This window comes from Diaphorobacter sp., from assembly GCF_050251835.1.
In the GTDB taxonomy this organism is placed as follows: domain Bacteria; phylum Pseudomonadota; class Gammaproteobacteria; order Burkholderiales; family Burkholderiaceae_C; genus JBFXIE01.
In genome coordinates, this window is the sequence record NZ_JBFWLZ010000038.1 from 3,040 (window position 1) to 17,292 (window position 14,253).

Below are 14,253 nucleotides of genomic sequence, written 5' to 3' on the forward strand. Positions count from 1 at the left end.
TCGCTGTCCTGCCGTGTTTGCTGCCCTGTTTGCCGTCCCGAATTTCTCCAAGCCAACCGTCACTTCCAACCAAGGATTTACCGTGCAGCCATCTCCCGCCATCTTCAAGGCCTATGACATCCGCGGCATCGTGCCAAGCACGCTTGACGAATCCATCGCCCGCGCTTTGGGTCGGGCTTTTGGCACTGCGGCACGCGCCCAGGGCGAGCACACGGTGGCCGTGGGGCGCGACGGGCGGCTGTCCGGCCCCGCGCTGTCGGCGGCGCTGATCCAGGGCCTGGTGGATGCGGGCATCGAAGTCATCGACGTGGGCATGGTGACCACGCCCATGCTGTACTTTGCGGCCAGCACGCTGTGCAGCAGCGGAATCCAGGTCACGGGCAGCCACAACCCCAAGGACTACAACGGCTTCAAGATGGTGCTGGCCGGACGCGCCATCTACGGTGACGACATCCAGCAGCTGCGCCGCACCATGGAGCAGCAAAGCTGGCAGCTGCAAGGCGGTGGTAGCGTGCGCCAGGCCGACGTGCTGGCGGCCTACGCACAGCGCATCGTGGGCGACGTGAAGCTGGCGCGGCCCATGAAAATCGTGGTGGACAGCGGCAACGGCATTGCTGGCGCCAGCGCCCCGGGCATTTTCAGGGCCCTGGGCTGCGAGGTGATCGAGCTGTTCTCCGAGGTGGACGGCAACTTCCCCAACCACCACCCAGACCCCAGCAAGCCCGACAACCTGCGCGACGTGATCGAGGCGCTGCGCACCACCGACGCCGAGCTGGGCCTGGCTTTTGACGGCGACGGCGACCGCCTGGGGATAGTCACCAAGGACGGCAGCAACATCTTCCCCGACCGGCAGATGATGCTGTTTGCGCAGGACGTGCTGTCGCGCGTTCCGGGCGCGCCCATTTTGTTTGACGTGAAGTGCACCCAGCGCCTGGCGCCTGCCATTGCTGCCGCGGGCGGCGAGCCGGTGATGTACAAGACCGGCCATTCGCTCATCAAGGCCCGCATGAAAGAGCTGGGCGCGCCGCTGGGCGGCGAGATGAGCGGCCACATCTTCTTCAAAGAGCGCTGGTTCGGCTTTGACGACGGCACCTACGCCGGCTGCCGCCTGCTGGAGATTCTCAGCCGCCATGCCGACCCCAGCGCCGTGCTGAACCAGCTGCCCACCAGCCACAGCACGCCCGAGCTGAACGTGGCTTGCGAAGAGGGCGAGCCCCACCGTCTGACGACCGAACTGCAGGCGCTGGCGCCCAGCGTGTTTGCCGCCCCCGCCGCCATCAGCACCATCGACGGGCTGCGCGTGGACTGGCCCGACGGCTTTGGCCTGATCCGCGCCAGCAACACCACGCCGGTGCTGGTGCTGCGCTTTGAGGGCCACACCGAAGCCGCCCTGCACCGCATCGAGGCCGCCATGCTCGCGCTGCTGCAGCGCGTCAAGCCGGGCGCCCAGGTGGGCGGCGCCGCGCACTAGGCGGGCTGCTGTGCCGCACCCGTCGTGTATGCGCCCTGCGCGCTGCACGCCGGGCGGGGCGCGCAGACATTCATGCACCGCATTGCAAACGCGCTTGCCCTGGCGCTCTACAGCCTGGCCCTGCGGCTGGCCACCCCTTTGCTCATGCGCAAACTGCGCCGGCGCGCGCGTACCGAGCCTGGGTACGCCGTCGCCGTGCCTGAGCGGCTGGGGCACTATGCGCCCTGGCTGGACAGTCTGTCGCCGCCCTCGCAGGGGCAGGATCAACCGCATTGGATCTGGATACACGCCGTCTCGCTGGGCGAGACGCGCGCCGCTGCCATCTTGCTGAACGAACTGCGCGCGCTGCTGCCTGGCATGCGCCTGCTGCTGACGCACGGCACGGCCACGGGCAGGGCTGAAGGCGCCAAGCTGCTGCAGCCCGGTGATGTGCAGGTTTGGCAGCCCTGGGACACGCCGGGCGCGGTGGGGCGCTTCGTGCGCCGGTTTCGCCCAGCCATCGGCATCCTGATGGAGACCGAGATCTGGCCCAACCTGGTGGCGGTGTGCCGCGCGCATCAGGTTCCGCTGGTGCTTGCCAACGCCCGCCTGAATGAAAAGTCGCTTGCTGGCGCTCACCGCCTGCGCTGGCTGTCGCGCCCGGCCTATGCAGGCCTGTCTGCCGTGTGGGCGCAAACCGAGCAAGACGCGGCCCGCCTGCGCGACGTGGGCGCACCCGTGGCGGGCGTGTTTGGCAATCTCAAATTTGACGCGCAGCCGTCGCCCGGGCAGCAGGCCCAGGGCCGCGCCTGGCGTGCCGTCAGCGCCCGGCCCGTGGTGCTGCTGGCCAGCAGCCGCGAGGGCGAGGAGGCCATGTGGCTGGAGGTTGTAAAGCCAAAACAGCCTCTAGCTCCTGTAAATCAAGCGCTGTCAGCTATCAATACAGAAGCAAAAATATCCACGGCACCCGCCATGCCGGTGCAATGGCTGATCGTGCCGCGCCACCCGCAGCGCTTTGACGAAGTGCAGCGTCTGTGTCAACAGGCGGGCCTGAGTGTGTCGTGCCGCAGCCAGTGGGCCGGTGCACCCGCCCCGGCCGATGTGTGGCTGGGTGACTCGCTGGGCGAGATGGCGCTGTACTACAGCTTGGCCCATGTGGCGCTGTTGGGCGGCAGCTTTGCGCCGCTGGGTGGGCAGAACCTGATCGAGGCCGCCGCCTGCGGCTGTCCCGTGGTGCTGGGGCCACACACTTTCAACTTTGCGCAGGCAGCGGCCCTGGCCGTTGAAGCAGGCGCCGCCGACCGCGTGGCCGACATGGCTGAGGGCGTGGCCGCCGCCATTGCCCTGGCGCAGGATCCGCCGCGCCTGCAGCAGCGCACCCGGCGCTGCCTGGACTTCACCCAGGCCCACCGCGGCGCAGCCCGAGCCACTGCGCTGGCGGTGCAGGGCCAACTGCGCTCTGCCGCAAGCGGCGTGCACGGCTGACAACACCCGGCGGGCGCTGGCCAATCGAGCGCGCCAAAAAAGAGCGGCTATCGCAGAGAATCAGTCCACCATGATGGACAAGCACTACCTCAACCCCCTGTTCAACCCCGGCTCCATCGTCGTGCTGGCCGGCCCTGCCGACGCGCCCGACACGCAAACAGCCCACGCCCGAATGCTGCGTGATGCGCTGCAGGCGCAGCAATTCACCGGCAAGATCACGTATCTGGACATCCACACCAGCGGCACGCTGGCCGACCTGGCGCACAGCCGCGCTGATCTGGCCCTCATCGCCCAGCCGCCGCAGGACCTGGCGGCCGCGCTGGAGGTGGCGGGGCGCATCAACTGCCGCGCGGCGCTGGTGCTGTCCAGCGGTGTGGATGCGCAGCAGGCAGAGCAGTTGCGCAAGATTGCGCGGCGCGAGGGCATGCACCTGCTGGGCCCTAACTCGCTGGGCATGCAGCGGCCGTCACTGCAGCTCAATGCCAGCGTTGCGGGGCCGCTGGCGCGCGAGGGGTCGCTGGCGCTGGTGTGTCAGTCGGGCGCGCTCACCTCATCCATCCTGGACTGGGCCGCCAACAACGCGGTGGGCTTTTCCAGCGTGATCTCGCTGGGGCCACACACCGACCTGGGCCTGAGCGAAGCACTGGACTTTCTGGCCAACGACCCGCGCACGCAAAGCATCGTGGTTTACATGGAGGGCATTCAGAACGCTCGCCGCTTCATGAGCGCGCTGCGCTCGGCCGCCTATGCCAAGCCGGTAGTGGTGCTGAAAGCCGGGCGCAAGCCCGCCGGCAACGAAGCCGCGCAGACGCACAGCGCCGCCATCGTGGGCAGCGACGACGTGTTTGACGCCGTGCTGCGCCGCGCCGGCGCCGTGCGGGTGCGCTCGTTTGTCGAGCTGTTTTCGGCCGCCAAATGCCTGGCTTCACGCTACCGGCCCGTGGGCAAGCGCATGGCCATCATCACCAATGGCGGCGGCCCCGGCGTGCTGGCGGCCGACTGGGAAAACGAAATTGGTCTGGAGCTGGGGCGGCTGTCCGAGCCGTGCAGCGCCGCGCTGGCGCCACAACTGCCGCCGCAGGCGTCGTTGGCCGACCTGATCGATCTGTCGGAAGATGCCGGGCCCGACCACTACCGCCTTGCGGTCGAGGCAGCCCTGCGCGAGCGGCATATCGACGGTGTGCTGACCATCTTCTCGCCCAAGGCCGGCATTGACGGCGAGGCCGTGGCCGCCGTGCTGGCCGAGGCCAAGCGCCTGGCCTCCAAGCCGCTGCTGTCGTGCTGGATGGGCGACGCCACCGTGATTCCGGCACGCCGTATCCTGCGCGCGGCGCAGCTGCCCACCTTTCGCACGCCCGAGGCGGCAGTGGGCGCGTTTGGCAACATCGCCTCGTTCTACCAGAACCAGCAACTGCTGCAGCAGACCCCCCCGCCACTGACCGCCGCGCTGGCACAGCCCGACATCGAAGGCGCGCGCCTGGTCATCGAGAGCGTGCTGGCCGAGCGCCGCAACGTCCTCACCGAGATGGAGTCCAAGACGCTGTTGGCGGCCTTTCACATTCCGGTGTCCAAGACGCTGCTGGCGCGCAACGCGCACGAGGCCATGATGATCGCCACGCAACTGGGCTTTCCGGTGGCGCTCAAGATCGACTCGCCCGACATCGCCCACAAGTCCGACGTGGGCGGCGTGCTGCTCAACCTGCACAGCGGCGCGGCTGTGCGCGATGCCTACACCGACATGGTGCAGCGCGTGACGCGCCAGCAACCCGGTGCGCGCATCAATGGCGTGTCGGTGCAAAAAATGGCCCGCGCCCGCCGCGGACGCGAAATCTGCATTGGCCTGGTGACCGACGAGCCCTTTGGCCCGGTGATCACCTTTGGCGCCGGCGGCACCATGATCGAGCTGATCAACGACCGCGCCATGGAGCTGCCGCCACTCAACCAGTTTTTGGCACGGCGCCTGATCGACCGCTCCCGCGTGGCCGAGACACTGGGCGAATGGCGCGGCGCGAGCGCGGTGGACATGGAAGCGCTTGAGAGCGTGCTGCTGCGCGTGTCCGAGCTGGTCTGCGCCTTGCCCCAGCTGCGCGAGATGGACATCAACCCCCTGATCGTGGATGAGCACGGCGCCATTGCGGTGGATGCACGCATCGTCATCCACGATGCCGCCCAGGGCGGCGCGCACGCCGAGGCGATAGGGCACGGGCACTACAGTCACCTGTCCATCCTGCCGTACCCCGCGCGCTACGAGAAGGTGTGGCCCCTGCGCGGCGGTGGCGAATACCTGGTGCGTCCCATTCGCCCCGACGACGCGCAAATGTTGCAGCGCCTGGTCAAAGAGCTATCGCCCGAGAGCCGCTACTTTCGCTTTGTCTCGCAGCTGGCAGAGCTGCCGCCGTCCATGCTGGCGCGCTTCACCCTGATCGACTACGACCGCGAGATGGCCCTGGTGGCCGTGCACCGCGAGCGCGTGGTGGACGAGGAAGGCGAGGTCTGCCACAAAGATCGCATCGTGGGTGTGTCGCGCTACGTCACCAACCCCGACCAGACCAGCTGCGAATTCGCCCTGCTGGTGGCAGACGACTTCGCCGGCCGCGGCCTGGGCTCGCGCCTGATGCTCAGCATCATGGAAGTGGCCCGCGACCGTGGCCTGGCCGAGGTGCAGGGCCTGGTGCTGTCCAACAACCCCAACATGCTCAAATTGATGCGCCGGCTGGGCTTTGAAGTGCGGGCCTTCGACGAAGACCCCGAATTTCGGCTGGTGGTGCACCAGCTTTGACCGAAGGACGCAGATGGCCTGGATCATCACCAAATACCTGATCACCGCCGCCGTGGTGGTGGCCGTGTCTGAATTGGCCAAGCGCAGTGACAAACTGGGTGGCCTGCTGGCAGCCTTGCCGCTGGTGACCTTTCTTGCGCTGATCTGGCTGTACGTGGAAAAGCAGCCGCAAGAAAAAATAGCCAGCCACGCCTGGTACACCTTCTGGTACGTGGTGCCCACGCTGCCGATGTTTCTGGCGTTCCCCTGGCTGCTGCCGCGCCTGGGCTTTGGCCTGACCCTGCTGGCCAGCGCGGTCATCACCGTGGTGTGCTTCGGCCTGTTTGCGCTGGCGGTGCGGCCATTGGGGATTGACTTGCTGCCTTGAGTTTGGCCTCCCCACCCAAAGCCCAAGTGGCCCAAGTGGCCCAAGTGGCCCAAGCACCGTCGCAATGGATTTGCGCCTTTGCGGGAATGACGGCAAGTTTCCCAACCGTCATCCCCGCGAAAACGCATATCCATCCCCCACAGCTGGAGCATCGTCACCGCGGCAGCTTCCTGGTCAAGAGGTGGCGCGGGCAAATGCGGACCGTTTGCTAAAAACTGCCGACAATTGCCCGCGCCAGCCGACAGCTTTCACCCAGGCTCAGGCAGGCACCACTGCGCATTTACCTCCCGCGCCGTCGGCGCGTCGCAACTGCCACTCCCAGCATGCCGATGGCTGCCAAAGACAAGATGCCGGGTTCGGGAACCTGATTGCCCGGTACACCCGCATTGGCCAGAAGCCAGGTGTCAGGCCCGTCATCGATATACGACACACTGGCCGTCAGACCGATCCGATATGCACTGAAATCCCCGATACCGTTCAGCGTGGCTTGAAGCATGCCCGCCTGGGCTGCATCCAGGCCATAGACAAAATCGCCGACACCCAAGCCCGGCCCGACCACGTAGTTGTGGAAGACTGGTGCTGCAAGAGAGGCCTGGAACACCGCGGCACCCCCTGTGGGCGCGAAGATGCTCAGGATCAGCGCATCGACCTGGGTGTCATCACCTGATGCGCTACCCACTTCTGACGGATCCCAAATCAATCGAATATTGGCTGCCGCCGTGCCCCCGCTGAGACCAATCGAGCCAAACGTGTGTGTCGCCGTCTTGTTGGGGTCGGTCAGAGCGTAGAAGCCTGAAATAACGTCAGCCGAACCGTTCCAGGCAACAATGCCGTCTTCCACGTCCGATGCGGTGCCAGCGCCTCCGGATTTGTGCATGCTGAGCAGGTTGACAACGTTGCCATACCCTTGACCGGGATCTGAAGAAGCTCCCATAAAGACCAGACTCGCTGACGCGCCGCCGGCATAACCTATTCCTATCAATGCAGCCACAAAGGCTGAGGCGATAGACTTGCGGTGAGATTTCATGACGTTCTCCTTTAAAAAGCAGAATCGTTTCTTGCGCGGCGCCTCAGTCTTTGTCAGGTGTGTGCCACTTCACGTGCAAGACACATCGAATCTGCCAGACTGAATTAGCATTTTTTGTGCCTGTAAATCAAGTCATTGTTTTTAAAGTGTTTTTAATTTTTATTTTTGAACCGTGTAAAAAAAGCAGACACGTTTGAGCAGGGGAATTGGTTTCCGGGAAAAATGGTTCATTCTTTGTAAGAAAAACCGACAGCTTTGAGTGGGTGGCGCGTGGATGAATGGATTGACGTCAAAAACCCTATCCATAAATTTCTCTGTGTAACAATTTTTAAATTGTATTTAAAATACTGATGCCACAGAAGAATCAGCAGGACATTATTACGATCATTTTCGTAAATTTTTATTCTAAAATTTATCAGTTTGAATTTGGCAACGACTGGTCACATTTTCTGTAACCCGTTGAGCCAGAATTTGAGCGCCACATTCCACAGCACAGGCGAAATGCAGGTGCAGGTGGGTTTCGCAGTGAATGGGAATCCGCCCCCCCCATTGACTCATGGCCCCAATCCCCCTGCCTGGTGTGCCGGCGCAGTGGTCAATGCTTTCGCAACATCCCATCAAGCGGCCCCAGGTCTTCTTCTGTCAGCACCCCTGCAGCCTGGCGCAGCTTCAGGTTGCCCAGCAGTACGTTGTAGCGCGCCAGTGCCAGGTCGCGCTTGGTCTGGTAGAACTGACTTTGGGCGTTGAGTACGTCAATGTTGATGCGCACCCCTACCTGGTAGCCCAGTTTGTTTGCATCCAGAGCGCTTTGGCTGGAGGCTTCGGCTGCTTCCAGGGCACGCACCTGAACGTGGCCGGATTGCACGCCAAAAAACGCCGCCCGCGTGGCCTGTGCGGCGTTGCGGCGCGTGGTTTCGAGGTCGGCTTGGGCTTTTTCCTCGAGGGCCAGGGTTTCCTTGATGCGGTTTTGCACCGCAAAGCCGGCAAAAAGCGGCAGGTTGAATGCCACGCCCACGCTGGCGCTGTGGGTGCGGCTGTTCATGCCGGGGGCGGTCGCTGTGCCGCTGGGGTTGTGTGCCGTGTTGTAGCCTGCCTGCAGGTCTATCGTGGGCAGGTGGCCGGTGCCTGCCTTTTGAGTTTCAAGCCGTGCAATGTCCAGGGCGATTTGCGCTTGGCGCACCCCGGGCTGTTGCCCCTGCGCCGTTTGCACCCAGGCAGTCACGTCGCCCGGCTGCAAGGGGGGCAACTGCACCGGCTGGGCCAGCGGCAGGGGCTGGGTGCCAGTGATGCCCGCCAGTTGATCCAGAGCCAGATTTTTCACCAGTAGGTCGTTTTCGGCGGCAATTTCCTGGGCAATGACCAGGTCGTAGCGGGCCTGGGCCTCGCGCTGGTCAGTGATGGTGGAGGTGCCTACCTCAAAGTTGCGCTTGGCAGCCGCAAGTTGCTCTGCGACTGCAGCTTTTTGCGCTTGCACAAAGCTGAGGGTGTCTTGCGCGGCCAGCACGTCAAAGTAGGCCTGGCTGACGCGCACCAGCAGGTCTTGCGTGGCAGCGTCCAGCTGGGCGCGGGCCACGTCGATGCTGCGCTGGCCTTGCTCAAAGCCGATGCGGTTGGCCGGGCGGTACAGCGGCTGCGATGCGCTGACGCCTGCACTTTGCGTGCTGCCGTTGAAGTCCACCGGGGGCCGGGTGACTTCGGTGTGGGTGCGGGACACGCTGGCCGTCAGACCGGCGCTGGGCAGCAGGCCGGCGCGGGCCTGCTCGGCGCGGCTGGTGGCGGCATCCAGTTGCAGGCGGGCTGCCTGCCACACGGTGTCATAACTGCGCGCTGCCTGAACCAGCTGCAAGAGGCTTTGGGCCTGCGCAGGCGCCGTGGCGTACAGTGCGCAGGCAAGGGCAAGGGGTAAGTGTGCAAACCGGAGCGCAGTCATGAAAGTCCCTCTGATATGTCCGCGCACACGGGCTGATGCCAATGTGGTCAATAGCGCGGCACGCCGGAGTCGTGTTCGCACGACCAGGCGTCGATACCGCCCGTGATGTTGGCGACCCGCTCAAAGCCCTGGTGCGCCAGAAAAACGGCCACCCGTAGGCTGCGCACGCCGTGGTGGCACAGGCAGGCAATGGGGCGGGCAGGGTCTAGTTCGTCCAGGCGGGCGGGCAGATCGCCCATGGCAATCGTCAGCAGTTCAAAGTCCTGCGGGGCAACGCTGGCGGTCTGCAGCTCCCACGGCTCGCGCACGTCCAGCACCAGCGGCGTGCCGGCGCCTTGTTGGGCGGCTATCCAGTCTGCAAGCTGGGCGGGGCGTACGTGGTCGATCATGTGCGGCAGTGGGTTGCAGCGCCCCGGAGGGCGCATTCTGGCGTGCAGCCAGTCAGAACTTGAACGACGAGGGCTCGGGGAAGTTGCGCAGGCGCGGCACGACCACGTCCCAGGGTTGGGTGGTCTCGAAACGGTCGCCGCTGCGGCGCACGATGGTGGCGCGCATCACCGGCAGATTGCCCACATAGGCGCCCAGGCGGCCGCCGTCGCGCAGCAGCGCCAGCAGTTTTTGCGGCACCTCGGCCACCGAGCCGCTGAGCACGATGACGTCAAAAGGGCCGTCGGGGATGGGGTCCAGCGCACCGTCGGCCTGGCGCACTTCGGCGTTGTCGATGCCGGCGCTGCGCAGGTTCTCGCGCGCAAACTCGGCCAGTTCGGGCACGATTTCCAGAGACACCACACGTTCGGCGCTGGCGGCCAGCAGTGCGGCCATATAGCCAGAGCCCGCGCCGATCTCCAGCACACGGTCGGTGGGCAAGACCCGCAAGTCCTGCAGCATTCGCGCATCGACGCGGGGCGCCAGCATCACCTGGCCCAGGCGCTCAGACTCCGTCACCGAGGGATTGAGGGGGATTTCGGTGTCCGAAAAGGCCATACCCTGGTAGGCGGGAGGCACAAAGTCTTCGCGGGGCACGGTGTGCAACAGCTCCAGCACCGCCTCGTCCAGCACGTTCCACGGGCGGATTTGCTGCTCCACCATGTTGTAGCGGGCCTGCTCGAGGGCATCGCAAATGTCAGCGGACGTGTTCAGGGGCATGTTCATGGGGTACTCCGGGGGCGGGTCACTTTGGATCGGTAGATCGGGCGAAAACCCTGGATTCTAGGTTGCCCGCACGCACGGGCACTGCAACATGTTGCCTGCCTGCAGGCGGATGAATCCCTGGGGCGAGAAACTGTCGGGGGCTGGGATGCAGGGTGCCAAGCAGGGCTGCAAAAACATCAGAAACATGATCAGAGCCTGCGCTGCCATCGGCGTCACCTGTTTTTCCTATGATGTTCGGCTGTTTATGCAAAGGAGTTGCGCCTATGTCTTCATTGCAGTCCATTACCCTGGGCGGTGGTTGTTTTTGGTGCACCGAGGCCGTTTTCGACCGCGTGCGCGGCGTGACTGATGTGCAAAGCGGCTATGCCAACGGCGATGTGGCCGAGCCCACGTACGAGCAGATTTGCAGCGGCACCACCGGCCATGCCGAGGTGGTGCGCGTGACGTTTGATCCCGCGCAGATCAGCGTGCGCGAGATTCTGGAGATTTTTTTCGCCACGCACGACCCCACCACGCTCAACCGCCAGGGCAACGACGTGGGCACGCAGTACCGCAGCGCCATCTTTTTCACCGACCCCGATCATCAGGATGTCGCCGAGGACATGCTCTACCACATGGGGCAGGACAAGCTGTTTGGCGCGCCCATTGTCACCGAGGTGCAACCCCTGGTGACCTACTGGCCTGCCGAGGACTACCACCAGAACTACTTTCGCAACCACCCCAACCAGGGTTACTGCACGTTTGTCGTTGGACCCAAGTTGGAGAAGTTTCGCAAGACGTTTGCACGCTACCTCAAGCCTGGCGCCTGATTTCTGGCGGCTCATTTTTGTCACTCGCGGCCAAGAGCTTGACGCTTGCGCTAAGCTTTTTTCCTGTGCGGCACCGCGCCGCGCGGCTTTTTTACTTTGGAGCAATCAACCCATGAAAACCTGGCTGGCCACTTTGTTGCTGGTCTGCGCCGCCACAGCGCAGGCACAGACGCAGCAGCACACCGACAAGCAGACCCAATCCGACATTGAGCGCCACCGCGCCATGGCCGCAGCCCACGATGCCGCTGCCAAGTGCCTGGCATCCAACAAAGACCACGAGACCTGCCGCAAAGAGCTGCAGGCCGCCTGCAAAAACCTGGCCATTGGCAAGTACTGCGGCATGAAGCACGCCCACTGACGGCGCTGTCCGCAGCCAGCCGCGCCGCTCGCCCTTCATCGTCCCACGCATGGCCCTGATGCCACCGCCCCCCTTGCTGCGCCGCCGCCTGGCCCTGGCCTGGCTGCTGCTGGCGCTGGCGCTGGCGCCCACATTGGGGCGCATGCACCAGGTACTGCACCTGCCCGGCGGGCAGTGGCAGGCGAACGCCTGGGCGCATGGGCTTGAGGAGCATGGCGCTGGCGTGGGGCATCATGTACTGGACACCCTGCATGCCCTGTTTGCGAGCCACGGCACTGCGGACTGCCAGACGCTGGATCAGCAAACGCTGGTAGGCGTGGCGCCAGGCCACGCGCACGCGCTGGGGCTGCAACCGCTGCGAACGCTATTTTTCAAGGCCCTTGCGCGCGCGCCCTTCATGCGCGAGGCGGCTTCGTTTCATGCGCGCGCTCCGCCCCTGAGCGCCTGAGGCCGTCGCCTCGTGCCGTCGCCATGCGGCGGCATGTCATCCAGATCCCCCTGCTGACGCTCCCTTTGGCGCTGAAGGCCATATCTCCGTCCGGAAACGGCGACTTCCGTTATGGCCTGTGGTGGGAGAGGAACTGGAAAAATCCTTTTTTGATAGCTGACAGCGCTTGCCAGATAAGCGCTGGAGGCATTTTTTATTCCAATTGAAAGCGCGGCGGCATGCGGCCTTTGCATGCCCGTGCGCGTTCGTGCGCGTTCGTGTAGGCACACGCGCGCCAGCCGCGATTTGACGCAATAGTTGTATATGAGCCAATTTCTCATCCACGCCCGCCATTCGGGCGTACTCCATCCACTAGCCTGGGCGACCCTGCTATGCGTGGCGGGCGCCATGCCGGTTCAGGCACAGACGGACAGCCGCCTGCCCGAGGTCACCGTCTCGTCCAGCGGACTGCAGCTGGGTGTGTCAGAAATGACGCAACCCTTTTCGGTGCTGGAGGGCGATGCGCTGGTGCGCCAGCGCGAGGCCACGCTTGGCGAAACCCTGGACGGCGAGCCAGGCATTGCTGCCAGCCATTTTGGTGCGGGCGCCAGCCGTCCGGTGATACGCGGCATGGATGGCCCGCGCGTGCGCGTGCTGTCCGATGGTGCCGAGCTGCATGACGCATCCACCGTCAGCCCTGACCACGCTGTGGCCGCCGAGTCTTTGCTGACCACGCAGGTGGAAGTGCTGCGTGGCCCCTCGGCACTGGTCTATGGTGCCGGCGCAGTGGGCGGTGTCGTCAACTTGCTGGACGGCAAGGTGCCCACCTACGTGCCTGACAAGGGCTACGAGGGCAGCGCCGAACTGCGCGCCAGCACCGCCGCAAACGAGAAGGCAGGTGCCTTTGCGCTGACGGGCGGCGCCGGCAACGTGGCAGTGCATGTGGAGGCCGCCGGTCGCGACGCGGGCGACTACCGCGTAGGCAGCGGCTGGAGCGAAGGCCGGCGCGTGCCGGGCAGCTTCCACCGCGCGGATACCGGCAGTGTAGGCCTGTCGTGGGTGGGCAGTCAGGGCTACCTGGGCCTGGCCCTTACGCGTCGCAACGCCAAATACGGACTGCCGGGCCACAGCCACGGCTACGAGAATTGCCACGCCCACGGCAACCAGTTGCATTGCGGCAGCCACGACGGTCATGATCACAGCGCGCCCGACGACGATGACCACGCACATGCAAGTGTGCCCGTGGTCGATCTGCGCAGCGAGCGCATGGACATCCGCGGCGAGCTGCGCAACCCCTTCGCGGGCTTCACGGCGCTGCGTCTGCGGGCGGGCAGCACCGACTATGAGCATGACGAGGTGGAGGAGGGCGCCATCGCCACCACCTTCAGGAATAAGGCGCACGACCTGCGCGTGGAATTGCAGCACCAGCCCGTTGCCGGCCTGCGCGGCATGGTCGGCGTGCAGACCTCGCAACGCAAGTTCAGCGCAGTGGGCGATGAGGCGTATGTGCAGCCCACCACCACGCGCCAGTGGGGCGTCTTCGCTCTGGAGGAATACCGCCTTGGCGACTGGCGGCTGCAGGCATCGCTGCGCCACGACCGCCAGACTGCCGAGGTGCAAGACAGCGGGGTGCGGCAGCGCCACCATGGCACCTCGGCGTCGCTGGGCGCGGTGTGGCGTTTTGCGCCCGGTTATGCCGCGGGCGCCAGCATTACGCGCGCCCACCGCGCGCCCACGGCCGAGGAGCTGTACGCCCGTGGCCTGCACATGGCAACGTCCACCTACGAACGCGGCGATGCCGGCCTGCGCGCGGAAACCTCTCGCAACATCGACCTAAGCCTGCGCAAAACAGGCGGCAGCACCACGTTCGACGTGAGCGTGTTTCGCAACCGCATCCGCAACTACATCTACGGGCGCACGCTAGATGAGTTGGATGGCCTGCAACTGCTGCAGTACAGCCAGGCGGGCGCCACATTTACCGGTATCGAAGGCCGGGTGCGTCAGCGCATCACGCAGCGCCTGGGGGTCACGCTGTTTGGCGACAGCGTACGCGCCCGCCTGGACGGCGGCGAGCGGCTGCCGCGCATCGCCCCGGCGCGCGCAGGCCTGCGCCTGGACGCCAATTGGCGCGACTGGGAGGGCGCAGTGGAATGGCTGCAGGTGGCGCGGCAAAACCGCGTGGCCACCTTCGAGACCGCCACGCCTGGCCACGGCATGCTGAACCTGGGGCTGGCCTACAACGGCCGTAGCGCCGACGGCACGCCGTGGCAGGTTTACCTGAAGGCCCGCAACCTCACAGATCGCTTGGCTTATGCCCACACTTCCTTCATCAAGGATGCGGCACCGCTGGCTGGGCGCAACCTGACGCTGGGCGTGCGCGTGTCGTTCTGATTCTGGTCGTCCACGGGTCGCTGCGGGTGCGCAGGCACAGCCGCAGCGCAGCCCGCACGGCGGTGCGGCAAAGACCGC

General features: G+C 65.1%; 12 protein-coding genes. 8 read left to right on the plus strand and 4 right to left on the minus strand.

Annotated features, from left to right (window positions below; all coding sequences use genetic code 11):
* Positions 1 to 82: 82 nt before the first annotated feature.
* From AB7E35_RS12115 to AB7E35_RS12130, 4 genes are all read left to right on the plus strand, one after another.
* Entirely contained in the window at positions 83 to 1,471 is a 1,389-nt protein-coding gene (locus AB7E35_RS12115; protein ID WP_428167627.1) for a phosphomannomutase/phosphoglucomutase, read from the plus strand.
* A 72-nt stretch (positions 1,472 to 1,543) separates the two neighbouring features.
* Complete coding sequence (locus AB7E35_RS12120; RefSeq protein ID WP_428167628.1) at positions 1,544 to 2,935, plus strand: 3-deoxy-D-manno-octulosonic acid transferase; 1,392 nt, start codon at positions 1,544 to 1,546, stop codon at positions 2,933 to 2,935.
* Positions 2,936 to 3,005: 70 nt separating this feature from the next.
* Positions 3,006 to 5,714, plus strand: coding sequence for a GNAT family N-acetyltransferase (locus tag AB7E35_RS12125; RefSeq protein WP_428163967.1), 2,709 nt, complete (start codon positions 3,006 to 3,008; stop codon positions 5,712 to 5,714).
* A 13-nt stretch (positions 5,715 to 5,727) separates the two neighbouring features.
* A complete protein-coding gene (locus tag AB7E35_RS12130; RefSeq protein ID WP_428163966.1) occupies positions 5,728 to 6,081 on the plus strand; it encodes a DUF3147 family protein in 354 nt (117 codons plus the stop codon).
* Positions 6,082 to 6,361: 280 nt separating this feature from the next.
* On the opposite strand, the gene AB7E35_RS12135 is transcribed toward AB7E35_RS12130, so the two are convergent.
* From AB7E35_RS12135 to AB7E35_RS12150, 4 genes are all read right to left on the minus strand, one after another.
* Positions 6,362 to 7,108, minus strand: coding sequence for a PEP-CTERM sorting domain-containing protein (locus AB7E35_RS12135; protein ID WP_428163965.1), 747 nt, complete (start codon positions 7,106 to 7,108; stop codon positions 6,362 to 6,364).
* A gap of 595 nt (positions 7,109 to 7,703) precedes the next feature.
* Positions 7,704 to 9,038, minus strand: coding sequence for a TolC family outer membrane protein (locus tag AB7E35_RS12140; RefSeq protein WP_428167629.1), 1,335 nt, complete (start codon positions 9,036 to 9,038; stop codon positions 7,704 to 7,706).
* Between the two features lie 47 nt (positions 9,039 to 9,085).
* Entirely contained in the window at positions 9,086 to 9,427 is a 342-nt protein-coding gene (locus AB7E35_RS12145; protein ID WP_428167630.1) for a rhodanese-like domain-containing protein, read from the minus strand.
* A gap of 52 nt (positions 9,428 to 9,479) precedes the next feature.
* Positions 9,480 to 10,190, minus strand: a complete 711-nt coding sequence (locus AB7E35_RS12150; RefSeq protein WP_428167631.1) for a protein-L-isoaspartate O-methyltransferase family protein — start codon at positions 10,188 to 10,190, stop codon at positions 9,480 to 9,482.
* A gap of 263 nt (positions 10,191 to 10,453) precedes the next feature.
* Here AB7E35_RS12150 and msrA point away from each other — a divergent pair, with 263 nt between their 5' ends.
* The 4 genes from msrA (at position 10,454) to AB7E35_RS12170 (ending at position 14,175) form a co-directional block, all read left to right on the plus strand.
* Positions 10,454 to 10,999, plus strand: coding sequence for a peptide-methionine (S)-S-oxide reductase MsrA (gene msrA, locus AB7E35_RS12155; protein WP_428163961.1), 546 nt, complete (start codon positions 10,454 to 10,456; stop codon positions 10,997 to 10,999).
* 112 nt (positions 11,000 to 11,111) lie between these two features.
* Positions 11,112 to 11,357 (plus strand): hypothetical protein, encoded by a 246-nt coding sequence (locus AB7E35_RS12160; RefSeq protein WP_428163960.1) that lies wholly within the window; start codon positions 11,112 to 11,114, stop codon positions 11,355 to 11,357.
* A 49-nt stretch (positions 11,358 to 11,406) separates the two neighbouring features.
* Positions 11,407 to 11,805: a hypothetical protein gene (locus tag AB7E35_RS12165; RefSeq protein ID WP_428163959.1), complete on the plus strand. Its 399-nt coding sequence runs from the start codon at positions 11,407 to 11,409 to the stop codon at positions 11,803 to 11,805.
* Between the two features lie 303 nt (positions 11,806 to 12,108).
* Complete coding sequence (locus AB7E35_RS12170) at positions 12,109 to 14,175, plus strand: TonB-dependent receptor domain-containing protein (protein ID WP_428167632.1); 2,067 nt, start codon at positions 12,109 to 12,111, stop codon at positions 14,173 to 14,175.
* Positions 14,176 to 14,253: the final 78 nt, after the last annotated feature.